General features: G+C 53.3%; 20 protein-coding genes. 13 read left to right on the plus strand and 7 right to left on the minus strand.

Translation table 11 applies throughout. From position 1 onward, the window contains the following. Positions 1–207 precede the first annotated feature (207 nt). Genes HS1genome_RS03105 through HS1genome_RS03120 form a run of 4 tightly spaced genes read left to right on the plus strand, consistent with a single transcriptional unit; the run spans position 208 to position 3,666 of the window. Positions 208–804: a cupredoxin domain-containing protein gene (locus HS1genome_RS03105; protein WP_126449574.1), complete on the plus strand. Its 597-nt coding sequence runs from the start codon at positions 208–210 to the stop codon at positions 802–804. After that, complete coding sequence (locus HS1genome_RS03110) at positions 797–1,060, plus strand: hypothetical protein (protein ID WP_229768268.1); 264 nt, start codon at positions 797–799, stop codon at positions 1,058–1,060. Before HS1genome_RS03105 ends, HS1genome_RS03110 begins: the two co-directional genes overlap by 8 nt. Further along, positions 1,050–2,735: a DOMON domain-containing protein gene (locus tag HS1genome_RS03115; protein ID WP_126449575.1), complete on the plus strand. Its 1,686-nt coding sequence runs from the start codon at positions 1,050–1,052 to the stop codon at positions 2,733–2,735. Before HS1genome_RS03110 ends, HS1genome_RS03115 begins: the two co-directional genes overlap by 11 nt. A 40-nt stretch (positions 2,736–2,775) precedes the next feature. Next, positions 2,776–3,666: a hypothetical protein gene (locus HS1genome_RS03120; protein ID WP_126449576.1), complete on the plus strand. Its 891-nt coding sequence runs from the start codon at positions 2,776–2,778 to the stop codon at positions 3,664–3,666. Here the strand turns inward: HS1genome_RS03120 and HS1genome_RS03125 are convergent. Genes HS1genome_RS03125 through HS1genome_RS03135 form a run of 3 tightly spaced genes read right to left on the minus strand, consistent with a single transcriptional unit; the run spans position 3,601 to position 6,027 of the window. Continuing rightward, positions 3,601–4,407: a hypothetical protein gene (locus tag HS1genome_RS03125; protein WP_126449577.1), complete on the minus strand. Its 807-nt coding sequence runs from the start codon at positions 4,405–4,407 to the stop codon at positions 3,601–3,603. The two genes, HS1genome_RS03120 and HS1genome_RS03125, sit on opposite strands and share 66 nt — an antisense overlap. A gap of 31 nt (positions 4,408–4,438) precedes the next feature. Next, a complete protein-coding gene (gene queC, locus HS1genome_RS03130; protein ID WP_126449578.1) occupies positions 4,439–5,827 on the minus strand; it encodes a 7-cyano-7-deazaguanine synthase QueC in 1,389 nt (462 codons plus the stop codon). Next, positions 5,827–6,027 (minus strand): hypothetical protein, encoded by a 201-nt coding sequence (locus tag HS1genome_RS03135; protein ID WP_126449579.1) that lies wholly within the window; start codon positions 6,025–6,027, stop codon positions 5,827–5,829. Before HS1genome_RS03135 ends, queC begins: the two co-directional genes overlap by 1 nt. Before the next feature lie 33 nt (positions 6,028–6,060). On the opposite strand from HS1genome_RS03135, the gene HS1genome_RS03140 reads away from it, so the two are divergent. Both HS1genome_RS03140 and HS1genome_RS03145 read left to right on the plus strand, forming a co-directional pair. Next, positions 6,061–8,250: a DEAD/DEAH box helicase gene (locus tag HS1genome_RS03140; protein ID WP_126449580.1), complete on the plus strand. Its 2,190-nt coding sequence runs from the start codon at positions 6,061–6,063 to the stop codon at positions 8,248–8,250. Further along, positions 8,229–10,112 (plus strand): 4Fe-4S dicluster domain-containing protein, encoded by a 1,884-nt coding sequence (locus HS1genome_RS03145; protein ID WP_229768271.1) that lies wholly within the window; start codon positions 8,229–8,231, stop codon positions 10,110–10,112. Before HS1genome_RS03140 ends, HS1genome_RS03145 begins: the two co-directional genes overlap by 22 nt. On the opposite strand, the gene HS1genome_RS03150 is transcribed toward HS1genome_RS03145, so the two are convergent. Beyond that, a complete protein-coding gene (locus HS1genome_RS03150) occupies positions 10,104–10,652 on the minus strand; it encodes a hypothetical protein (RefSeq protein WP_126449582.1) in 549 nt (182 codons plus the stop codon). The genes HS1genome_RS03145 and HS1genome_RS03150 overlap by 9 nt on opposite strands. Positions 10,653–11,516: 864 nt before the next feature. Between HS1genome_RS03150 and HS1genome_RS03155 the strand changes: the two genes are divergently transcribed. From HS1genome_RS03155 to HS1genome_RS03180, 5 genes are all read left to right on the plus strand, one after another. Further along, entirely contained in the window at positions 11,517–12,704 is a 1,188-nt protein-coding gene (locus tag HS1genome_RS03155) for an MFS transporter (RefSeq protein WP_126449583.1), read from the plus strand. A gap of 21 nt (positions 12,705–12,725) precedes the next feature. Further along, positions 12,726–14,381, plus strand: a complete 1,656-nt coding sequence (locus tag HS1genome_RS03160; protein ID WP_126449584.1) for a thiamine pyrophosphate-dependent enzyme — start codon at positions 12,726–12,728, stop codon at positions 14,379–14,381. A gap of 4 nt (positions 14,382–14,385) precedes the next feature. Continuing rightward, positions 14,386–15,390, plus strand: coding sequence for an NAD(P)/FAD-dependent oxidoreductase (locus HS1genome_RS03165; RefSeq protein ID WP_126449585.1), 1,005 nt, complete (start codon positions 14,386–14,388; stop codon positions 15,388–15,390). Positions 15,391–16,259: 869 nt separating this feature from the next. Further along, the gene (locus HS1genome_RS03175; protein ID WP_126449586.1) at positions 16,260–16,586 is read left to right on the plus strand and encodes a transposase; all 327 of its coding nucleotides are present in this window, start codon (positions 16,260–16,262) and stop codon (positions 16,584–16,586) included. A gap of 56 nt (positions 16,587–16,642) precedes the next feature. Then, the gene (locus HS1genome_RS03180) at positions 16,643–18,127 is read left to right on the plus strand and encodes an MFS transporter (protein ID WP_229768267.1); all 1,485 of its coding nucleotides are present in this window, start codon (positions 16,643–16,645) and stop codon (positions 18,125–18,127) included. A 558-nt stretch (positions 18,128–18,685) separates the two neighbouring features. On the opposite strand, the gene HS1genome_RS03190 is transcribed toward HS1genome_RS03180, so the two are convergent. Then, on the minus strand, positions 18,686–19,333 hold the full coding sequence (locus HS1genome_RS03190) for a DUF981 family protein (RefSeq protein WP_126449587.1): 648 nt from the start codon (positions 19,331–19,333) through the stop codon (positions 18,686–18,688). 222 nt (positions 19,334–19,555) lie between these two features. Between HS1genome_RS03190 and HS1genome_RS03195 the strand changes: the two genes are divergently transcribed. Both HS1genome_RS03195 and HS1genome_RS03200 read left to right on the plus strand, forming a co-directional pair. Next, the gene (locus HS1genome_RS03195; protein WP_126449588.1) at positions 19,556–19,978 is read left to right on the plus strand and encodes a universal stress protein; all 423 of its coding nucleotides are present in this window, start codon (positions 19,556–19,558) and stop codon (positions 19,976–19,978) included. Between the two features lie 761 nt (positions 19,979–20,739). Further along, positions 20,740–22,092, plus strand: a complete 1,353-nt coding sequence (locus tag HS1genome_RS03200) for a dihydrolipoyl dehydrogenase (RefSeq protein ID WP_126449589.1) — start codon at positions 20,740–20,742, stop codon at positions 22,090–22,092. Positions 22,093–22,322: 230 nt separating this feature from the next. On the opposite strand, the gene HS1genome_RS03205 is transcribed toward HS1genome_RS03200, so the two are convergent. Next, positions 22,323–23,000, minus strand: coding sequence for a class I SAM-dependent methyltransferase (locus tag HS1genome_RS03205; RefSeq protein ID WP_126449590.1), 678 nt, complete (start codon positions 22,998–23,000; stop codon positions 22,323–22,325). Positions 23,001–23,117: 117 nt separating this feature from the next. Further along, positions 23,118–23,465 (minus strand): DsrE family protein, encoded by a 348-nt coding sequence (locus HS1genome_RS03210; RefSeq protein ID WP_126449591.1) that lies wholly within the window; start codon positions 23,463–23,465, stop codon positions 23,118–23,120. Positions 23,466–23,622: the final 157 nt, after the last annotated feature.

Consider the following 23,622-nt stretch of genomic DNA (forward strand, 5'->3'; position numbering starts at 1 on the left):
GATTTAGTTATCCTTAATACAGCCTCTCGTGAGAATCTCTCCCCTTTCAAGAAGGTCCTCGCCTTCTAATATTCACTTGTTTGTAGATTTAATAGTATTTCCATTTTTCCTTTGTTAAAACTTTGACTAGTTTGCTTTAGAGTCATCAACGAAATGTAGATAAAGAACACTTATAACCCACAGTAACGTGGAAATTGCTGGGATATCATGAAGAGAGGAACGGTGATTGCCCTATTTTTCGTTCTGGTCATAGTCGCCGCGCTCTCCTTGGAGGTTCAGTACAGCTCGTACGATTACATAGGGTTCAATCCAACCAACGACGCGGGGGAGGGAGTGGTTCACGCAGCCTTCTCTAATGCCTTGGGAGCCTACAAGGGACCGTACGTGATAATCTACGTGACTGGACAGCAGTGGCACTGGGACTTCTATCCACACGACAAGGTATACACTAACCTCACCGTTGTTCCGGTGGGAGAACCTGTGGTTTTCGTCATTCACAGCATAGACGTTTTCCACGAATTCTTCATCCAGAGCGCCATATCTAACAACAGCATACTGAACTTCGGAGCAGAGGCGGTACCAGGCTACTACTCCTACATCGTCTACGTCTTCCCTAAGCCCGGCCTCTACCACGTCGCCTGCGCCGAGTACTGTGGAACCGCTGCTGTCGGACTTGGTCATTCGTGGTTGACAGGGACCATCGTCGCCACAGCCAACGCCACTTACGCTGCCCAGATCACTGGAGGTGTAATGCCTCAGGGCACGTGGGCCCCTTACTCTGTGGGAGGTGGTTCAAGTGGATAAGTCGGCGAGTAAGTTCGCCTACCTGGGAATAGCCCTTGTTGTCATAGGAGTTATCATGATGGGCCTCGGAACTACAAAGTACGTCTTCCCACGGGAGGTATTCTCTGGGGTGAACGGAATGTACGAGGTACCCTACAACGTCGTGGACAACTACTTCGTTAATTTCGTTGGGCTAGCAGTGCTCCTCTTCGGTGTGGGGGCCCTCTTGTCTTACGTTGAAATGAAGAAGAGAGGGGTGGGAACAAATGGACGGTAAGGGCTACACGACTCTCCTGATCTTGGGCGTCGTCATCATGTTGGCCTTGGTGGGGGTGGCCTACGGAGCGGACTACCTCCTCAACATGGCATCCACTACAGCCAACACGGTTACAGCTTACTACGTCCCCAACGCTACGATAAACGAGGGTAACCCTGGAGGCGAGACCTTCTGGCAATCCATCCCGTGGACTGTAGTTCCGTTGGAGCCCACTGTTCCGGTGCCGGGTGGGATATCTGGACACACAAAGGAAGTCGACGTCAAAGCCGCTTGGACCTACGTCGATGGCGTCCCGTACATATTCATACTAATGAGAGCGCAAGTGGTGGGATATGAGTCTTGGCAGGCCTGTCCTGAGACCCTCCCAAGCGGACAGGTGTGGCAACCATTCATGGACGACCCAGCGGGATGGTGGGTGGTGAACGTTTCCTACTCACCCAACCAATCGACTGCATCTGTGTACAGTCTCCCGATAGGGAAACAGATGGAGTATCCGCCAGGAGTGGCGGAGGCCAACCCGGTTCAGATAATAGTGCTCAACCAGAACGGTGTGCTAACGGCGGAGGTGTTGGGAGCCACTCTCCCCAACGGCCAACCCATGAACAACGGAAATCCAGTAACTATAACCTCGATGAGGTTGGACTACAACGGGACAGAAATAACATCGCCCCAGCAGTTCCTGAGCATGGGGCTTAACGGCACGTACTGGGCCCAAAACGCGTACAACCTCTTCTACCCCGAGGACACCGCTGGTTTCGACACGTTGTTCTACAACCAGACCTTCATGTACCCAGAGAGGTTCGCGATAATGTGGCTCCTAGGCGGAGTTCCAGCCAGTACTTGGACTCAGGTGGCATACACGCCCCACATGATGCCAGGAACTACGGGTGCGCTATCGGCTGGGGAGGCAGAAGTGTGGACCCTCAACGACAACCCCAGGGCCAACAACACCCAGGACTTCGGCTATCCAGGGCCGACTTACTTCAATCAAAAACCAGTTCCCTACTACCACCACCCACAGTACAAGGACCCCCTCAACTTGGGCTACATCCCCAACCAGGGGATAATTGCAGACATCTACACCAACGGTTCGTCGATCTACTACATTGGGGGAGAGCCCTTCATAGGCTTTCCTTACGTCAACACACCCAACGTCTCACCTTGGCAATTCAATCAACTGGTCGAGGGTTACTACAATCAGAGCTACTCGCAGCAGCTAGAGTCGAAGCTATGGAACCCGTCGGTGGTAGCTACGGGTTTCAAGTTCGAGAACACGATCCAGGGACCCTACATGGTGGCCGAATTCGCTAGGACCTTCAGCACCTTAGGTGTGTCAGGTGGACAGGGTGAGTCACACTACCAGGTACAGCTCTCACCCGGACACACCTATTACGTAGCATTCGCGGTGTTCCAAGGAGGGGCCGGTGAGTCTGTGGACTTCAAGTCGATATCCTTCTGGTGGCACCTGTATATACAGCCCTCAGACCCCAAAGGACAGGGGTTCCTGCCGGCCCTGCTAATATACAACTCAATGGGAGCTCCGCTGCTGTTGGGTGTAGCCCTCAACTGGGGGACCATAACCAGACAGTACGTTCCTAAGCTCTATTCCCTAGCCAGATTGGACAGGTTAGTGAGGTTGCTAAGGCGGGGAGTAAATGCGCCCTCAGCGTCCTGACTTCAAGGTTTTTTTGTACGCCTACGTCGCCTTTTCTTTTATGGAACTCCTCTTCAACAGGGAGTTCCTGGCCGGTGTGATACCGGTAGGCATGGCGGGGATATCGTTGGAAAGAGTTTTCTACCCCATGTTCCTAGTGGGCGGGGCTTCCTTCGTCCTCATGACCCTTATGCAGCCCTTAATCCTTGGAGTGACGGCGTACAAGTCCAGAGGGACGGGGCTGAGCTGGTTACTCTGGGCCTCCCTTTACCTCACCTTGTTTCTCGACGGGACACATCTAGTTGAAGGCGTGAACAACACGGCCTTCAACCCTCCTGTGTTTGCTTCGGTCTTGTACGTTGTCGTAGTTGTCGCGGGGGGCCTCCTGTCCGCCAAAAAGATCTCCAAGTGGTTGTACGTGTTTCTTATCCCTGACCTACTAGCCTTCCTATACCTACTGGGGACCTGGGGAATCCAGTTGACGGGTAACTCCGACACAGGATACCTATCCCTATGGGCTGCAGAGGCCATGGGGTATTCCGTGATACTATCGGCGGCTGCCTTCTTAGTCTGGGCCTTGCCCAGAGCTAGGAGGTGGATTCTAATGGGCTCCTTGGTAGTTGGCTTGATTGTAGGGACGGTGGTCGGTCTCAACTTAGTTCCAGGCATGGCGATAGCAATAGGTGTTATGTTTCCTTACGCCTTCGGTGTCCTGGGTGTGGAGAACTGGATGCCCCCCGTGATATTCGCCTTAGGTCTGGCGTCGGTGATCGTGGCCACCTCCCTACTTAAGAAGGAGAGGGGAGTCTCCGCGTCTTTCTTGGCCTTAGCTTCGGCAGCGCTGATATTTGATTCAGTGAACATAACGACCTACCTAGTGGCGCCTCTAGTGGCCCTGTGCGTTGGGATGTTGCTTGACGAGAGGCTTAGGACTAAGGCCGAACTCGGCTGAAAGGGCGTAGAAGTAGAAGTAGCCCATTGCTACTGCTATCGCCAAGTCGTAAGGCACTTCGGTGAAGAAGGTCATCATCGCCGAGGCCGCCACTGCAGCGTAAACCCCCCTCCAGACACCCTTCGATAGGAGTAGACCTAGCCCACAAACCATCAGGGTGAGGAAGGGAGTCACGAGTCGCCATTGCGTTAGGTCGAAGGCCGTGGGAGGAAAGGCGGTTGCCCCCACTAGGGCGTAGGCCGCCCCTAACCTCACCCCCCTTCGCTCTAAGATTAGGTAAAGGGAGAGCATCTCGGCCATCATGGGGTAGAAGAACCAGTAGCTGTTTACGGAGGAGAGGAACCCCTCAAATGGTGTGGAAAAAGGAGAGGTGCCGAACTGAGCGAGACCGAAGGTTGTGCCCATCAGCCCTTCGTTTAGTACCACCAGGGCCGCCACAGTTCCGAGGACGAAGTCCCTTAGGACGACCCTCCTGGTCAGAGACTCAGCAGTGGAGAAGAAGTAGGACAACGCAGCGATCATAGCTGCCATGTTGACTCCCACGGCCACCCCCAGGGTAGTGTCGCTTGGCGAGTAGAGGTAAACCGAGGCCCCTATGAGCATGGTTATCATCATTATGAATGCGAAGTAAAGGAAGAACAGGCCTACCTGGGTCTTAACCCTCGAAACGTAGGACAGAACGGCTACTATGGCAACTACCATGACTCCGGCCAGTGGCACCAATTCGGCTAGGAGCACCACGCGCTTTCATATCAGACCTAACTAAAAACCATTACAGCTCCCCCTGCAGGTACTTCACGGGATCTGTAAGCCCGTTCACCTGGAAGGCCTTTCTCCTCATGTAACAAGGGCCGCACCTGCCACAGTGGGCCTCTCCTCCCTCGTAACAGCTCCACGTAGCGTCGAGCGGAGCTCCGATCTCAACCCCCAACTTCACGATCTCGTGTTTAACCAAGTTCCCCACGGGCATCAGTACGTCCACTCTCCTGTTAGGCCCCGTGGCGTAAGGGGAGAGAGAGTTGAGGAGTCTGACGAACTCCATCTCGTTGTCTGGGTAGGCCCCTGCCTCCTCCAAGTTAACCCCTAACGCGACGGCGTCGTAACCCCTGGCCTCAGCGAGCGCCATCGCTACTGAGACGAACACCAAGTTCCTAGCAGGAACCCATTCGTGGGCGAACTCTGCACCCTCCACTCCTCCTCTGTCCTTCGTGACCTCACCATCTATCAGGGGACTATTGCCTATTACCTTAAAGACGTCCGTGTCCACTTCCACTAGGTCTACGTTCAATCTCCTAGCTACCTCCCTGACTGACTCCCTTTCCCTCCTTTCTGCCTTGTGTCTGTAGTTGAAGTGAAGTAGGGCCACCTCGTAACCCTGCCTCACCAGGTAGGTGGCTGCAACCGTGCTGTCGAGGCCCCCACTGGCCACCACGAGAACCCTCTTCACGGCCCTCCTCAGTAGCTCGATCCTCCTCCACGAGCCGTCGGCCTTAAACTCCACAACGGAGTACGGCTGCACTCTCTCCACCCTGAACCTGCCTCTCTTGGGCAAGTAGTCGTCCAGAGAAGAGAGAAAGATCGCACCCAGATCGTAGTTGAACTCGGCGTATAGGGGCTTGAAGTTCACTGCCGCAACTAACCTATCGGGCCTGAGACTGTCTCCTATCAGTAAGGCGAAGCTCCCCCTCACCTTGTCCAAGAGGTCCCTCAGTCCCTCAAGGGTCCCGTCCCAGGCCCTGTCCAATATCGGCGCTACGACCGACGAATCTATTGTGCTAGTTTTCTTAACTTCGAACTCCTTCTCGAGCTCTGAATCGTTAGCTATGACACCGTTGTGAGATATAACGAACCTACCGTAAGTGAAGGGCTGAACGTCCCCTTCTCCCTTCTTTATCACCACCTCAGTGGTCGGCTCAGCCCTGTTGTTAGCCACCAGTACCCTGGTGCTCTCCGTCACGTGTGAGCTTAGCCACCCCTTCAATTCATCTCCCGGTCTGCCCAGGGACTTAAAGGATTGGCGTGTGCCGTCCTCGTTTATTACCTCCACACCGTGACTATCCCTCCCCCTGTCCGCCGCCCTCACCATCAATTGAGCGAACTCCACCGCGGCCTCCTTGGCCTTCGAGGGATCTACTACCACCAAGCCGCTCACACTGCACATCAGACTTCGAACCTCCTCTCCAGAGTTACTTTGACTCCTCCCCTCACGTCCTCTCCGTCTACCATGGAGAAGCCGTACTTCTGACATATTGCGGGTACCTCCCTCAATACGCTCAAGCTGACGGTGAGTGTTAGAAGCTCTCCCATCTTAACCTTAGACTGCGCCAAGGTAGCCTCGAAGTCCCTCGCGGAGGATATCACGAATTTAAAACAGAATGAGGGCATATTAAGGCTATGCTGGACGACCTGTCCTCCCTGGCGCGATCTGCCGGAGCCTCCATAGTTCACGTTAAGGTTCAGACTAGCGGGGAGCCGCTCCCTGGACCGTCGGTGGAGGATTTGGGACTGAACGCTACGCTCATGGAAAACCTTAAGGAGGTGGGCGTGACAAGGCTCTACCTCTATCAGTCCAAGGTACTTTCCATTTGGAGGGAGGGCAGGAACGCCATTGTGGTCTCCGGCACCGGGACTGGAAAGACAGAATCATTCCTAGTACCGGCCTTGGACGCGGCCTCTCGAGGCGAGCGCAGTGTCCTCGTCTATCCTACTAAAGCACTAGCTAGGGACCAGCTCTCGAGGATACAGAGGTTAGCGAAGGGTGTCGCGGAGGTTGGCGTGTTCGATGGTGACACTCCCCCAAAGGAGAGGACGAGGTTAGCCGATTCGCCTCCGGACCTCCTCATCACCAATCCCGACATGCTTCACGTCGGGCTGGCCATGAGTTCCAGGTTCAGGGAGCTAGTGCGGTCAGCCGACCACTTCGTCTTCGACGAGGTGCACGTCTACGAGGGTGTGTTCGGTTCACACCTGAGGGCCCTCGTTGATAGGCTTAGAGGCTTCTCCGGAGACCTCCACGTGGTCGCCTCAAGCGCCACCCTCGGGAGGCCCGACTGGACTTTCAACTCGCTCTTCGGAATGGAGGCCGAGCTCGTGGAGGGACTATCCGGAAGGAAGGGAACGGTGGTTCACGCCATGGTGTTTTCACAGAATAGGTGGACTACGTCGGCCCTCCTGGCGTCGCAGCTGGTCCGGAGGGGCCTTAGGACTCTGGTCTTCACCGACTCTCAGCAGATGGCCGAGCTAGTCAGTAAGATAGCCTCGAGGCTCGGAGTCACGCTCCAGGTGCACAGGGCCGGTATAACGGTTGAGGAGAGGCTCAGGGTCGAGGAGGAGTTGAGGAGGGGGGAAACCATGGGCGTCGTGGCCACTCCCACCCTCGAACTCGGACTCGACGTCGGAACGTTGGACGCGGTCGTGATGGCACACAACCCGCCCACCTTCTCGAGGTACCTCCAGAGGGCTGGTAGGGCCGGGAGGAGAGGGAGGGAGGGGTACGCGTTCGTCGTGCTGGGAGACGATCCGATAGACTCCTACTACGTGAGAAACCCAGACAGGTTCTACAACAGGGAACTGACTCCCCTCCCAGTCGATCCTTCCAACATGGACGTACTAAGGGTGCACGTGGCCGCACACGTGATCTCGCACCCGGGGGCTTCGAAGCTCCCCGCTCTATGGACGAAGGCCGCCAGGACGCTGGTGGAGGAACGGATCCTGAAGGAGTTGGGCGGAAAGTTCTACCCCACCTCCGAAACCTGGAACTTCGTCTCCTCGTCCTCTCTAAGGAGCTCTGGCCCCTCAGTGAAACTGTACCACCAGGGAAAGAGGATCGGAGAGAGGGAGCTACCCCTGGCGTTGATGGAACTCTTCCCTGGGGCGATATACATGAACTCTAGGAGGACCTACAGAGTCTCAGCCCTGAACCTACAGGAGAGGAGGGCGGAACTAGATAGGCTTAGGGACGACACTCCAACCTACACAAGGCCCCTGTACGATGTAGATGTAAAGGAGTTCAACCATCTTGAGAAGGGGAGGGCCTTTGGTTTACCAACTGCCTACGGTGAGATGAAGGTGGAGGTTACAGTGACTGGCTACGTGTTGCTTGACTCTCTTAGCGACAAGAAGGAGCAGTTCAGTTTGCCGAACCCAGTGTCTTACTCCTACTGGACTAAGGGGTTCGTGGTGGTGCACCCGAAAGTCATGGGGGATCCGCTCGGTGACATGGAGGCCTTCCACGCCACGGAACACTCCATCATAGCGGCAGGGAGGGCCGTCGCTGGCGCCTCGATCACCGACCTCTCTGGAGTGAGTTACCCCAGTGGTCACGTGGTGGTCTACGACTCCGCTCAGGGAGGGAGCGGAGTGAGTGAACTGCTCTTCAGGAGACTCGAGGACGCCTACCACGTGGCCAGGGAGGTACTGTCCAACTGCGACTGCGAAGACGGCTGTCCCAGGTGTGTATACAGCCCATACTGTGGTAACAACAACAGGGTACTCTCTAGAAAGAAAGCGTTAAGATTGATAGAATTAATGTCATCTGGAGTGGAGGTGGAGGATTGGGAGAGGTGGGGAAGGCCCTTGGTGTAGAGATGGCGGAGATTTATGGGACAACTTCGCCCACCCACAGGGGAAGGCCCCCTGCCAGAGTCATAAAGGTGAGGGACGCAGACGACGCAGTTCAGGCATCGGAGCTCTCCCCAGTTCCCAGGTACGAGTACAGCAGGGGGGTCGAGGGAGAGAAGGTGGCGGACTTCGTGGAACTAAGGGGAGTTAAGGACCTCGGGGACAGGATGGAAGTACTCGCCGGGACGTTGTGGAGGGAAGTGCTTCACCTGAATCCAGAGGTGTGGGGGAACGCCGACTTCTCAGTGGGTGGGTCAGTTTACTTCAGGGACGCTGGCTTCGGCTTCAACGAGTTCGGGACTATTGACAGGAGAGTTGAGGTCAAATCCTTCGTCGAGGGTAAACTTGTTGAGGGAAAATACGCTGGTGGGCTAGTCTATTCCGTAACCTTGAGGAAGGAGTCAAAGGACGTAGTCCACGTCTTCAAGACGGGAAACCTGAGAGAACTCTTGGCCACTGTGGCCTCGTGGTACTCCTCCAGCGTTCCTCCCTTCAGGGACGTGACGCTGTGGAGGGGAGGAGAGTGGACTCTCTCCGTCTCCTACCCTAGGACAAGGGAGGTCCTAGTGAGGGCTATGGTCTCTGGGATGCCGGAGGGCAAGCCCCCCATAGAGGAAATTTCCTTCCCTCACGGCTCAAGGTACTTCGGCTTCACCTCCGTACAGAGGGTGTTGGAGCGAGCTGACGATCTCGAGTCTGCGTCAAGGGCCTTCCTGAGGTTCTCCAAGGCCGGGGTGGCCATCTCGATCTACTACGACGGGAGGAAGGCTCCGCCGGCCTGGATCTCCCTGGCCGATTACAGCTCTCCTGAAGTTAACTTCGACACGATGGGTTGCGTTATGTGCGGGAGGTGCGTATACGTCTGTCCTCACGTACAGCAGAGGAGTTCCCCCGCCTTCTCTCCATTGGGAGTGTACTCCTTGATGGGAACTGGCAGAGAGGGCGAGGTTTCGAACTGCCACATGTGCGGGATGTGCGAATCGGTCTGTCCTGCCAACCTGAAGATAAGGGAGATCCTGAGGAAACATGCCACCCCCAAGTGGACTGGAAACTTGAGGTACGCCGTGAGGGCCGTGAGGGAGAGGAGTGTAGTTATCACGCCAATCAGTGCGGGGCTCTGGGAGTACGCCCTCAGGGCGGTGAAGTTCCTCCACGGTAAGGGAGTGAACGCAGGCATGGTGACCTTGGACGTGGACGTGAAGGACTTAGTCCTCGGGAGACTGGACACCAGGACTTTGTCCAAGGAACTTGCTGGAGTAGGGGAGATAATAACAATCACCCCCGAGGAGTACGAATACCTTAAGCCGTTAGCTAGAGAAATGGTGATCGAGGTGAACAGCCTCGAGAGCTACCTTGGGATCGACCTGAGTGGAAGGAGCGTTCACGTTCCCTGCTTCAGCGGGGGGAGGAACTTCAAGGCTTGCTCTATGGGCTTCTTGGATATGCTCAACGATGAGGGAGGTTCCAAGGTTATCGAGGCCGAGGCGTCGCTCTGTCCCATAGCTGCGGCAACGATGGGGGTGAAGAACCTCATGGATCTAGCTGGAGTGCAGCTCGACGATACTGTGTTCACTAGGTTGATAGAGGGTATAGACTCGGTGCAGGCCAGGTTCGGAGAACTGAGGAGGGACGCCCAGTGGTACGCCGAGGTGGATGGGACGATTCACTTGAAGTTCCTGAAGGCCCTGGTTGCACCTCTAATCAAAAGCGTCTCACTCACAGAGGCCCTCCAACTCTGGTTTAACAGGGACAGAATCTCGGCCCCAGAGGAGCTAAAGGGTGCCTTATTGGACGTTCTAAGGGAGAGGCTTGGAGCCTCACCTTAACATTGTGTATAGAACGAACGCGATGGTGGCTAGGGCCACCGCTATCCCCACCACCTTGGAGGCCCGAGTAGGCACGTAAGTGAGCGCAATGGCCAAGACGTACATCAGAGAGGAAGATATGACGATGAAGAGGGCTATGTAAACCGAACCTAGCAGGAGACCCGCTTCAGCCGCCAAAACGGCCACCAGCACTTTTGATGGAGTAAGAGCCAACGCACCCTGGGCTACTCCCATCCCTCCTCCCTTCACTTCGAACTCCTTTCCAGAGATCTCCTCAACTAGGAGCAGGACTCCCACACCTAGGCCTATCAAATCGCCCGCCACCTCTAGCACCCTCACGAAGCCGAAGAGTAGTATTATAGGTATCGCTACCATTGCGAATCCTAGGCCATGTCCTAGAGAGAACTTGAGGTATTCCCTCTTGGAAGCCATGGTCTTCATTGTAGCTATGTGGTCGGGTTCGAGAGCGTGAGCAGCTCCGAGGCCTAGCACTAAAAGGAGTACGCCTGGAGAGGCAGCGAGGATGACGAAGGCCGTCAACAACGTCGTTCCTAACCACCAAACACCTGTATCTGGAGAGCGTGTAAAAATGTTTCTGGTGTCTAAGGTTTTACTTAACGGGGGTTGAGGGAGCCAAAGTCCCCTCCCTAGGAACGGCCCCCTCATGGAAACGTCTTTATGGGATGTTGGGAAACTGTAATCCGTAACCTTGTCCTTGAGAATCGGGTACCCTAGGGACCCGGGGAACTCAATGGAGGACGAACGTCGTAACCTCCCTTCCCCACGGTTTACAGAACCGTTAAATGGAACATACGCTACCAACAGTGATCGAGGTCGTTAGAGGAAGAGTGGTGGTGAAGATGGGGTAAGTTCACCTTCCACCACCCCTTAGGACGGGGAAGAAGCTGGAATTAACTATGACTTCCTCATTTCCGCTCTCCTTCCAATGGCTCAGCACCGTTGTGTTAAGGCCTTACCCTCCCTAGAGGGGGAAAAGGACTACTTTCAACACGTCCTTTGGGCGGCGAGCAGGGCGTTTAGGTGAACTAAGTCTTGCGCTTCCGTTAGTCCAGAGTGGTGAAGTTCACCTCGGCGAGGTACTGCATACGCCTTTTGTACTTCAGCTAGTCTGATTCACTAAAAGCTCTCTCCGAAACCGCTCAGTGAGAGTCGAACTACGGTAGTCCTCTGACTTCATCGTTAGACACAGCAAGTCCCCAGCGTCACGGGAGAAGAGTACTCCACAGGGGGAGCAGAGCAGATGAAGGTGCAAGAGGAAGAGGAGGTGGTTATTCTTGTCGCCACGTTTCAGAGGGGGCTGTCAACTAACGAGATACCCTTTGAATCGCCCCCTTTGTAACGGTGGGCACACCGATTTAAGCCAGAACGCGCAGTACTCGTAACATGGAGTCCCAGAGACTTAGGGTACTAACGTTCACCTCCCTGGCTCACTTCGTGAACGATGGCACGTTTCTCCTGTTCCCTCTGTTAATGGTGTACTACAACACAGTCCTGAAGGTCAGTCTCGTCTTCCTCGGGGCCATGGCCGTGATCTACACCTTACTCTCTGGACTGCTCTCGCCTCCCATAGGGGAGTTCGCCGATAGACACGATTTGGACGCCGTCCTAGTTTTCCTTGGAATAGCGCTAGAAGCTGCGTCCGTAGGAGTTTTCGCAACCGCGTTCGTCTTCAGAAGTGCCCCCTACATCCTCATAACCCTAGGCGCAGTCGTGCTAGGTGTGGGACAGGCCTTTTACCACCCAATAGGAGGTGCTGTACTTTCAAGGACCTTCGGAAAGTCGTCTGGAAGGGCCTTGGGCCTTAACGGGGCCTTGGGTAGCGTCGGCAGATCGCTGTCTCCGTCCATCGTGACCCTACTCATAGTGGCGGCGGGTCTAGTCCTAGGTCTGTCCATCTTCACTATCTACATGTTCGTGGTGGCGGCTCTCATACTAGTGGGACTCAGGGTCTACAACAAGGGCTCAAGGTCTGCCGTTCGTGGGAGAGGAGAGAAGTTAGATAGGGGCTACTACAAGTTTCTCCTCATTTTAGGTGTTATAGTGTTCATAAGGAGCATGTTCATCACAGGCACCACAAACTTCCTCGGAGAATACATCTACCACATTTACCTTTCCAAGACCTTGGCTGGAATATTCCTTACAGTGGGATTTTTGGGGTCCATAGTGGGACAGCCCTTCTTCGGGTGGCTCACGGAGAGGAAGGGAGGACTCTTCACATTCACAGTAACTAGCGGCCTAGCTTTAGTGACTTTTTTCCTGTTCATGCTCGCTAGCAAACAGTTGGTCCTCTCCTCCCTCATCTACTCGATCTTCACCTTCGCCGCGTTCAGTGCCTTTCCTGTGCTTCTCGGCTACGTCTCGCAAGTCTTCCCGAAGAACTTCTACACAGTGGCCAACTCCTACGTTTGGGGCGTGGGTAACGTGGTGGGAGGTTCGGCCGGGACGGCGCTCGTGACAGCACTCATAGGAGTGGGTATGTCGCTCTACACCTCCTTCTACATCATGCTGGGACTCGCGGTGGTTTCAATGGCCCTGATACCCTTGATACCGAGGAGGAAGGGAAGTTTTTAGGAGGTAACCCACCTATACATTATGGGGAAATCGGCAGCGGATGTGATTTTGGACACCTTGGCCTCTGCGGGAGTGAGAAGAATATACGGGATTCCTGGGGACTCCATTGACCCTCTGGTGGACGCCCTAAGGAGGAACGACAGAGTCAAGTACGTTCAAGTGAGGCACGAGGAAGGAGCGGCCTTCGCCGCTTCAGCTGAGGCAAAACTTACCGGAGGTCCAGCAGCCTGCATGGGTACCTCAGGTCCAGGTTCCATCCACCTTCTCAACGGACTTTACGACGCTAAGATGGACCACGTTCCGGTGATAGCTTTGACAGGCCAAGTGGAAAGCGAACTCCTAGGCTCAGACTACTTCCAAGAGGTTAACATCGTCAAGCTCTTCGACGACGTGGCTGTCTTCAACCAGGCCTTGGTGAATCCCAAGAGTGCCGGCGCGTTAGCCGAGAGGGCGGTTAGGGAGGCAGTCACGAAGAGAGGAGTCGCCCACCTGAACCTACCTGTAGACGTCCTCAGAGAAGATGGAGGGGAACCTGTGAAAGAGGTCAAAATCTCCTTTCCACGCTTTCAGCCCGATCTCGACGAAGCTCTAGAGCTACTTAACTTGAGCGAGAGACCTGTAGTGATGATAGGGGGAGGTGCGAGGGGAAGCTCGAAGCTCCTAGACGAGTTCTCGGAGAAGTTGGGAGCACCTGTCGTTTACGCCCTAAAGGGTAAGGGTGTACTACCCGACTTAGACCCCAAGGTTTTGGGGGGAATAGGACTCCTCGGCACTAGACCGTCGGTGGAGGCCCTGAACAAGGCAGACCTCCTAGTGCTTCTGGGAACCTCGTTCCCCTACGTTAGCTTCCTGCCGTCTAGGTGTAAGGTAGTCCAGGTTGACTCGGATCCCTCCTCAGTGGGGAAGAGGGTACCCGTTCAAGTGCCAATCGTGTCGACGGTGGAGGAGTTCCTAAGGGCAGCCATCCCTAAGCTAAAGGAGAAGGAGGAGAAGTTCTATAAGTCTATGGAGAGGGCGAAGGAGGAGTGGCTCAGGGAACTTTCGAAGGAGGAGCAAAGCGATAGGAAACCCATGAAACCGCAGAGAGTCGCAGCAGCGCTGTCGAGGGCTGTGAGAGAGGACGCGGTGGTCGCCGTTGACACGGGTAACGTGACCATGTGGGGTGCTAGGAACTTCAAGGCCTCGGGTAAACAGACGTTCCTCTTCTCTGCCTGGCTAGGCTCCATGGGTTTCGCCACGCCGGCTGCGGTCGGAGCTGCTCTCTCCAAGGGGGGTGAGGTGGTAGCGCTGGCAGGTGACGGAGGATTCGTGATGACCATGACAGAGCTCATAACCGCGAAGAAGTACTCCCTCCCAATCAAGGTCGTGGTGTTCAATAACTCTAAGCTCGGAATGATAAAATTCGAACAGGAGGTCATGGGGTATCCGGAGTGGGGGGTGGACCTCTACAACCCAGACTTCGAGGCGCTGGCTAAGTCTATAGGTGCTGACGCCCTGACTATCGAGGACCCGAAGGACTTAGACTCTGGAGTGAGGGAGATGCTCTCCTCAGAAGGACCGTTCCTCCTCAACGCCGTCGTTGATCCTAACGAGAGACCGATGCCGCCTAAGATGACCTTCGCGCAAGCTAAGAACTACGTCATTTCGCTGTTCAAGGAGAGGCTGGAGCCGTCGTGAGAAGTTGAAGGTAGTTGTGTTAGGAGGAGGGTTCGCGGGACTGGCGGCTAAGTACTACTACAGGGACGCGGTCCTAGTGGACAGATACGATTACCTTACCATGACTCCAAACCTAGTGGACGTAGTGGTGACCGGCAGGACCGAAGTAGCCATGGTCCCGAGGAAGGTCGACGTGAGGGCAGAAGTGTTGAAGGTGGACATAGATGGCAAGAAGGTGGTTACAGACAAGGGAGTATTCGACTACGATAAGCTCGTGTTGTCCTTAGGTTACGAGCAGGACCTCTCCAAAGTTCCTGGCGCGCGGGTTAACGCGTTGAAACTTGAGACTCTAAATGACGCCTTGACCCTGAGGGCTAAGATAGAGAGAGCCAAGAGGGTAGTGATCGTAGGTGGCGGCGACTTAGGGGTCGAGCTGGCCGGGTCTACTGTGGAGCTGGCCTCTCGACTTAGGGGTAGGGAGGTTACATTAGTGAATCACGGAGAAAGGCTACTTCCTCACATGCCTCCTAGAATATCTAGGAAGGTGGAGGATCTCCTTTCCTCCAAGGTGAGGCTCCTCCTCGGTCAGAAGGTTGAGGAAGTGAGGGAAGGAGAGGTTGTCCTGAAGGACCAGGTCCTTAGGACTGACTTGACAATTTACGCCGGAGGGTTGAGGGGACCTCCGATCTTAAGCAACTTACCACTCTCTCGAAGGGAGGGGAAGGTGTTGGTGAGGAGGAACCTGTCGTCTGTGGACAGGGACGACGTATACGCAGCAGGAGCGTGCGCGGACGGGATTCCATCAAACGGCCAGGCCGCCATCGACTCTGGGAGAATAGCGATCAGGAACGCCGTAGGTGAGGGTTCTGAGGAGTACAAGCCTCGCCCTATCGTGGACGTGGTGAAGGTAGAAGAAGAGTGTTTCGGTGCGATCGGGGAGGTCCCTCTGAGTGGAGGTGTGGGCTGTCTCCTCAGGTCTCTTGCTTACTTCAACGTTATGAGGATGGCCGGTTTGTTGAACCTCCGCTGACGGTCGTAGATCTGAAATAGGCTAAGTAGAGTTTGGCTCCGTGACTACATGGGAACTCTCCACATTCGCACCAGCCGTCCACTACAGCGTGCCCCCTTAGGAGGAGAACTACTCTATATCCTCTGGTGGCACATCTGGCCGGAACTATTCCCTCAACGTACCGTAGGTCGTCCGTAGAAACTACTCGGCTTCAGGGTAAATAAGCCATCACTGCCCAACTTCTATGGTAAGGATTACGTCGCTGGTCCGTCTTTCACACCGTTCACAAGTTTGCAATCCCCTTGCTTGTGGGTGAGGCCTTGGACCAGTCATGGCTCGTGGGATCCTTCCTCGGGGGTAAGGATGCTTCTATAAAAACATATAATGTCCATTACTAGTGACAGTGACTTAGTTTATCTAATGAGGAGGTTGAGGGGCGGAAGACCCCACCCGCAAGGACGGATAGCTCCCTTATAGTTGAATATTTCTTTTTCTAAATTCTATTAATGCCCGACGTAGGGTTACGCTTTAGAGCATACACAGACGGGCAAACGTCGAGAACGTCGAAAGCCCGGTCGAGGTTAGCGAGCAAAGTGTATAACATCCTACGGTGGACAGATAGCAATTTCCATGAGGATGGAAATTGTCTTACCCGAACTGAGTTAAGGCAGTTATCTCTAGATGTCAGGAAACGAGACGAGCAATATCAACTGCTGTACTCCTAAGTAGTACAGCGAGCGGCAGAGCGATTTTACGAGGGGAAAGTTCTTTCGAGGGCTATCTAGATTTCCCGAAGAAAGCCCGCAGGTACTATTAGTGTACCTCAGTCAGGTTGGAAAGTACTATCAACAAAGGGCATTAGGGGTGGCAAGGAGGAAGACAATAAGAAAATGGCGATAATGCTATCGTACCTAGGCGTGCTAAAGGTACTTGTACGTGAAAACTTTTCCTTAGACGAGATCAAGAGGATCATAGTTAAGCTAGAACAGTCAGAGAGAATGTACGTGTCCTTTCCCGTAGAACGAGAGAATAGTGAACTGCCAGAAACTAACAAGGTCGTCGCGACAGATCTGGGTATAGAGAAGCTGCTGACAACCTTAGACGGTGAGTACGTATCCAACCCTAGACTTTATGAGAGGGCACTTGAAAGGGTTAAAGCTCCACACTACTCTCTAGGAATGTCTTCCTCTAAAATAACTGATTCAAGGCGAAGGTAGAACTAGCTAAGGGATTTGGCTAAACTTAATTAGAAGGGACAGAACGATATATCGGTATGTCCCCATCTCCCATGAGGAGGTATTTACCAGTGCTGACTTCGCTTTCTGTCCTCACAATGTACGTGGAGATGGTGGTTCTCCCCTCGCTTTACCATATCGAGACACAGTTCGATGTGAGTTCGTCTGAGGCCGCCTGGGTCCTTTCAGCCGAGACATTGGGTGGACTACTAGTTTCACCGGTGATAGGAAAGACGGCCGACGCCTACGGTAAGAAGAGGACGCTTCTGTCCATATTGGCAATCTACACGGCATCGGTGATCTTCACTAGCATATCTCCCAGCTTCGCTTTCTTGGTGGCTTTCAGGGCTATCCAGGGAGTTGGACTAGCAGTGAACCCCATAGCTTACACCATCTTGAGGGAGAACCTCGATAAAAGGGAGCTCCCAATAGCCCAAGGAATAATTGCGTCGACGTTCGCAGTGGGGGCAGCCGTCGCTCTACCCATAGGGTCCTTCATATCTCAGTATTACTCGTGGCAATTCGCTTACCAGACCGCAATTCCTATACTACTAACTATGTCCTGGCTCATCTTCAGATACATTCCGGAGTCTAAAGTGAGGGTGAAGGAGCCAACGGACTACCTGGGCATACTCTTACTTGGAGGGGCCTTCTTGTCTGCGGGGATCTCTTTAACTGAGGCTTCTTCCTGGGGATGGCTCTCCCTCAACACTCTCACCGGTTTCCTCCTAAGTGCGTTGTTCCTAGTGGCCTTCGTGAAGAGGGAGAAGTCGACTGATACACCCTTCATAGAGCTCTCTGAGCTTTCCAATCCAAACGTGGCGGTCCCCTTAGTCGCGTCCTTCGTCAGTGGCTTTGGTCTCTTCCTGATGTTCCAGTCGATAATTTACTTGTTCGAGCTCCCCAAACCAGAAGGGTTCGGAATGGATATAATCTCAACCGGAATTACGCTCGCTCCAGTTAGCCTGATAATGTTAGTAGTTGGGCCTTTGTTCGGTAGGCTTTCGCTGAGGGTGGGCATAAGGCCGATCCTACTCCTCACCCCGTTGGTGGCCGCCCTGGGTTCGCTTCTCTTGGGAATCGAATCGTTGAGTTACTCACTGACAACCTACGACGTAGTAGTTCTCATGTTCCTTTCCATGGTGGGCATAGGAGGAATGACCATCTCCAGGATCACCTTACTCATGGTCTCGACTTCGGAGAAGAGACTTGCCACAATAACAGGGACCAACACCTCGATGAGGTTGATGGGGAACACCTTGGGACCGGTCCTAGCTAGTTCGCTGATGGACACCTTCAAGGTCCCAATTTACGAAGGTATGGTGAGAGGAGTGCCATTGTTTGTATTCCTTCCAGGGAGGGAAGCGTTCTTCCTGATTTTCGCGACGTCGGCGATTTCCTCGCTGATTACGGCCGCAATTTCGACCAGAATCAAGGAGGTGTACAAGCGATCCGAACTTCAGAGGGATGGACCTCGGACAGTCAATGAGAGCTCAGTCTATACTCGCGTCCGGGAAAGTTAGCGGGAGAGTTCCCAGGACAGTTGTCCGGAATGGTTGGGGGAACCGAAGAACCCGCGTTTTCCATTTGGGTAGATTACAATTCATTCATCTGATCCGTCTGAAATTAAGAGAAGCTCACAGGATTAGAAGGACGTCGTTTTAATCAATTTAGTCAAGCTCCTGTCCTTGAAGGGTAGGGGATAGTTTCCACCTACCCGTGGTAGTTAGAAAGGCCTGGAGCGTGAACTACCCTGCCCTAACGGACGGGGCTTCCTGTTTCAAAGCCCCACCTTGCCAACGGTGGAGGGCTCCACGGGCACTGAGGGTCGTTCCAACCCCGATCTCAGTCCTCGGTGTCCCAAATGGGACTAACGATTGGAGCAGAGGCCGTACCACATAGACCCTCGCTTTAACCGAGGCGTCTCAGTGACGCTTACTCCGTTAGTAACTGTCATTAATATTGTAATCTGCAAACTCACACTTAACTGTTTCTATGAGGGGGCCCATCTCCACCCTCACGGGAGGGGTCTTCCGCCCCCTCAACCCCCGTTAAGATAAAAATTATGCTGGAGGAAAAAATTATGGAGGATGAGCCAAGTGGGCTGGGACGGCCTCTCCTGCTATGAAGACGGCCAGTAGAGAACCTAGGAGGAGCGTCAGCCAGAAGAGTATCACTAACACGTTAAGGCTGGGATTGACTCTACTCAGTTGGCCTGACGCAACGCCCCTGACCAGCAACATGTAAGGGAAGCTCAGTATTCCCGCTAACCCATAGAATAAGTAAAGGAGAAAGAGAGCCAGAGGCTCCTGTGTGAGTCCGAGCTTGAACCCCTCGTATCCGTAGAAGATCGCCATTAGTCCCACAAGCAAAGCAGCTAATCCTACGTAGTCCAACTGTAGCGTTATACCCCTATAGAAAGCTAGGCCGGCTGCAATTATAACTATTCCGCCCAAGGACAGGACATCGTAGAAGAGAATATTATAGCTCCCTGGCAATGGCCACGTGAACTGTCCAAACAAACTGGTGATCAGTAAGTACGCACCCACCAATATTGTGGGGACAGAGGCGTAGTAGATCTCTCCCACCAACTCCTGCCTCCACTGCTCCCCTCCCTTGGTTCCAAGGCCCTTTCTATATACGAAGAATGCTTTGGTGCTAGCGTAGAGGACGATTAGACCCGCAAATGCTAACGCGAACAATTGAGAGGTTAACAGGTCGACGAACATGTTAATTCCATATCTAAACTCTCATGGCAAAGATATGAACTCTGTGTTGAAGGTATTTACTTTATATACTTGGAAGTCCCGCTCTTCTCTTTTCAAGTCGACAGAGGCTTTCGATTTCCGGAGGACCCTCTACGTAATCCATCGCAAAAGCCTTTTTAATCTCTATAACAAGATTAAAGGCATGACTAACAGGTGTGAGTTGGGGGTAACCCAGAAGGGGTGATGAGAGTGTTCCAGAAGATTTTGGTGGGCTACGATGGATCGGATAACGGGAGAAGGGCACTGCAGGCGGTGGCAGAGTTGGCGAAGAAGTTCTCTTCCAAGGTGTACGTTGTGGAGGTGGTGGACGAGGCCTCCCTCTACGCCACAGGCATGCTTCCTCCGACGTCCGTAATTGAGGAAATGTGGAAGAAAGCTAAAGCCGACATAGATCAGGCGATAGCGTCGCTTCAGGGGATCGATGTTACAGGAGACGTAGTGTCAGGTTATCCTCCCTCGGCGATCACGGACTACGCTTCGAAGGTGGGAGCTGACCTAATAGTGGTGGGAAGTAGAGGACTCTCGACCTTCAAAAGGATACTCCTAGGTAGCGTCTCTACTGCAGTGGTACAAGAGTCTAAGGTCCCAGTGTTGGTAGTCAAGTGAGTTCCGTTCGGTGAGGATCAGCTAACTATCGCTGAGCATTTCACAGAATAAACCGAGGAAAATCTGAGAGCCCTCAGTTTACCTATTAGGAAGTTATTTTCGCATTTTAGCGTCGTTTCAGGGAAGAAGTTTTCGTGCTCGAGGAAATTAAAACTCGTATTTAGACTTCAGGAGAAGTTCTTTGTTTGGAGTTTAATTATAGACCCTCACTTATGCGAGTCATTGACGTTGGCCGGCCTACGATTGTCAGGCACGTGTATACCTAGACTGATTCAGGCTCGTATATAAGGAATTGTCGATATGCGACAACGTGGTCTTTCAACCTTGTGAACTACCCCGCCCTCACGGACGGGGCATCTCGCGGTGGGGATTTCCTGCTTCCCGGAGGGACCTCGATCTCCTTACGTAGCGGAGGTTCAGTGGAACCTTTCTGTGAAAATCGTGGAAGGGGGGTCACGGAGGGTTTCCTCTCCACTGGCGTGAGTTCCCCCAGCCCCTAGGGTGCGACCCAGCTCTCACAGTAGAGGTCGTAGAAATAGTATTTTGACAACCGTAAAGAGGTTTACATAAGGGGGCTGTCCGTCCCCACGGAAGGGGACTTTCGCCCCCTCAACCTCCGTTAAGTTAAACCCTCTTACGTGAGCAGCTGTCCATCTTAACCTGGGAAGTTTTAACCACTTTTAGTTCTAAATATCTATAATAAAATGATAAAATTGAGAAGAGTTTAACAATATTTTTAAAGGGGACTACTTAACAACCCTGTGAAAACCGACGTATTGGTGGTTGGAGCTGGAGGTGGAGGTTATCCTGGTGCCTTCAGGCTATCCCAAGCAGGAATGGAAGTCCTCATGGTTGACCCGAAGGGAGAGCTGGGCGGGAACTGTCTCTACTCTGGCTGTATTCCCTCCAAGACGGTCAGGGAGCTGGCACAGCTCCATTGGAGAAACAAGAGGCTTCTGGGCTCGCAGGATAATCTTGACTTCGGCAAGATCCAAGAAAGGAAGGACGCAGTCCAATTAACGAGGTTCGTCCAGCATAGGGAAGAGCTAGAGGCCCACAAGGGAGTTTCGTTCGTTAAGGGAGAGGCGAAGTTCCTCGACAACCACAGGGCCATGGTCCAGGGACAGGAAGTAGAGTTCAGGTACGCCATAGTGGCGACGGGAAGTACTCCCTCCAGACCACACTTTCCAGGCGCTGAACTCTGTCTCACCAGTGACGACCTTTACTCCTATAGAACAACCTTCAGGAATCTTCCACAAGAGATGTTAATAATAGGAGGAGGATACGTAGCCCTCGAGACGGCGACCTTCTTCAACGCCCTAGGTTCGAAAGTCCACGTGTTAGTTAGATCTGATAGGGTACTAAGAGGCGTGGATCCTGACCTAGGTGCTCTCCTAATTCGGTTGCTGGATTCTAATATCGACATCAGGTACAACTCGCCCATCCTCGAAGTCTCCAAGTTAGGGGAAAGATACGAGGTGTGGTTCTCTTCTTCAGGGAAGAAGGATAGACTAGTCGTAGATGCTGTGGTCGCGGCCACCGGCAGAACTCCTGTAGTACCCGAGGGACTACAGAAAGTGGTAGAGGTTAGTCCGAAGGGTTATATTGAGGTGAGTGACTCCATGAGGACGAGTTCCCCAAACATCTTCGCCACAGGAGACGTCAACGGACTGGCTCCCTACTTCCACGCGGCAGTAAGGATGTCTGTGGCTGCGGCCAACAACGTCATGTCTGGCAACATAGATTCGGATAGAGTTGATGTTAGAGGAATACCCGTCACGGTTTTCACAATACCTCCGGCGTCCTACGTAGGACTCACCAGGAGTCAGCTGAGGGCAATGAACGTTTCCTTCGTTGAGGCATCCTATCAGCTGGGAGACGACTCAATGGCCCAGATGTACGACGAGAGGGGAGGAGAGGTTAGGTTGTTCTTCGAGAAGAGCTCCCTTAGATTTCTAGGGGCGTGGGTGGTGGGAGTTCATTCTGGGTTCCTGATAAACGAGTTGACTCAGGCTGCCGTTAACGGACTCACGGCGAGGCAGATGTCAAATGTCGCTGAGCAACACCCTACCACGAACGAGGCTATAGCCTACGCCGTAAGGAAGTTAGTCTAGAGTACCCTTGGAAGGGCTGCACCTATTTAACCCTGTCCGCCCCACACGACTAAAAGCGACACTTTCGTCCAGTTGTAGCTACACGAGGGTTCTTTAACGATTAGTAGGGACCTTCCAAGGGAGGTGTTTCAACTTCTCCTGAGACTGTTTATACATTAGACAACTACCTCTCTGGGGGGACTTTTCCACTCATGGCCCTCACCTATGTTCTCTGGTTCAAGGAACTCTCCTCACTCCAGTTTCTTAGGAATCCCCAAGAATAGAACGAAGGTCCCTAACGCCAGTTCCTTGAAGACCTGGACGTCGAAGAACTGACACAACTTACTTCTGTACCGATCGTTCGTGTCGTTCCTCACATACATCTTGTATATATACAAGTAGTCTTCAGATTTCCCCCCAGCTACTCTCGCCACCACCGGAAGAGCTAACTTCATGTAGGCCTTCACGTAGAACCTAAACAGGAAGTTCCTCGACTTACCCATGAATACAGCCCCCACGCTCCGCTTCGATACCCTGGAGAGCTCTTCGATGGCGACTTCGAAGTTGGAAGCTGCGTGAAGGGCGAATGAACTTACCACCGCGTCAAAAGCTCTGTCCCTAAAGGGGAGGGCCTCGAAGGAACCAACTACACGCTCCACTTCGACTAACGATTCTCTCAGCATCTCGACGGAGTAGTCTAGATCAACTAAAGTTGCTTTGAGTTTCCTCGCTATTAGGAATGATAGCTCTCCCCTCCCGCTTCCCGCGTCTAGAACCACATCGCTCCGGTCCAACCTGTCCCCTACCAGCTTCACCAACTGAAGTCTCCACCTCACGTCGTTCCAGAACGATAGATATGCGTTCACTCTGTCGTAAGAAGTTGGAAGTCGATCGTATACCTCTCTCAGTTCCTCCTCGTCCACTTCCACGCCTCGACTTTTGAGAAAGAGATTATTATCGTTTAAACGTTGGACGAAACGTACTTTAACGGGCTAGAAATCTTAAGGATTAACCCGTTTTACTTTTAGCTTCGCCGATGAAAAACTCTAAAACGTGAGGAACTCGTATCCCTTTCCAGCCAGTTCGGCGATAACTGGCCCAACCATGGTCAACTGTACGGAGGACACTGACTTGAGTGCGTCGGTGAGTCCGAAGGACTGTGCTACAACTTGACAGGCCAGAGGTCTCTCTCCCACAGCGTTTATCTGATCCAGCAACTTCATCACATCTGGGTCCCTCTCTGCCACCAGTTCTTCGCTGGGACCGAAGAAAATTACCTTCAGGTCGTCGAACAACCTGTTCTGCTTTCCTACAGCCGCCAAAGTAAGGGCTGTTAACACCTTTGGTTTCTGATCCTTACCCGAACTTACAAGAACAACTACTTTTCCAGGCATAGTTCTTTTTTCTCGGCCGAGTTAAACAATCTTTCGCTTTACGGGAATCACCTTTCTATTAGATCCATGAATAATTATAATCACAGTTGGAGAATTAGGTGCAATATATAGAGAAACGCGCTAAGAGAAAGTTGGCCTGAGGGGGAGACCGTGTCAA

The sequence above is a fragment of the Sulfodiicoccus acidiphilus genome, from assembly GCF_003967175.1.
GTDB lineage: Archaea > Thermoproteota > Thermoprotei_A > Sulfolobales > Sulfolobaceae > Sulfodiicoccus > Sulfodiicoccus acidiphilus.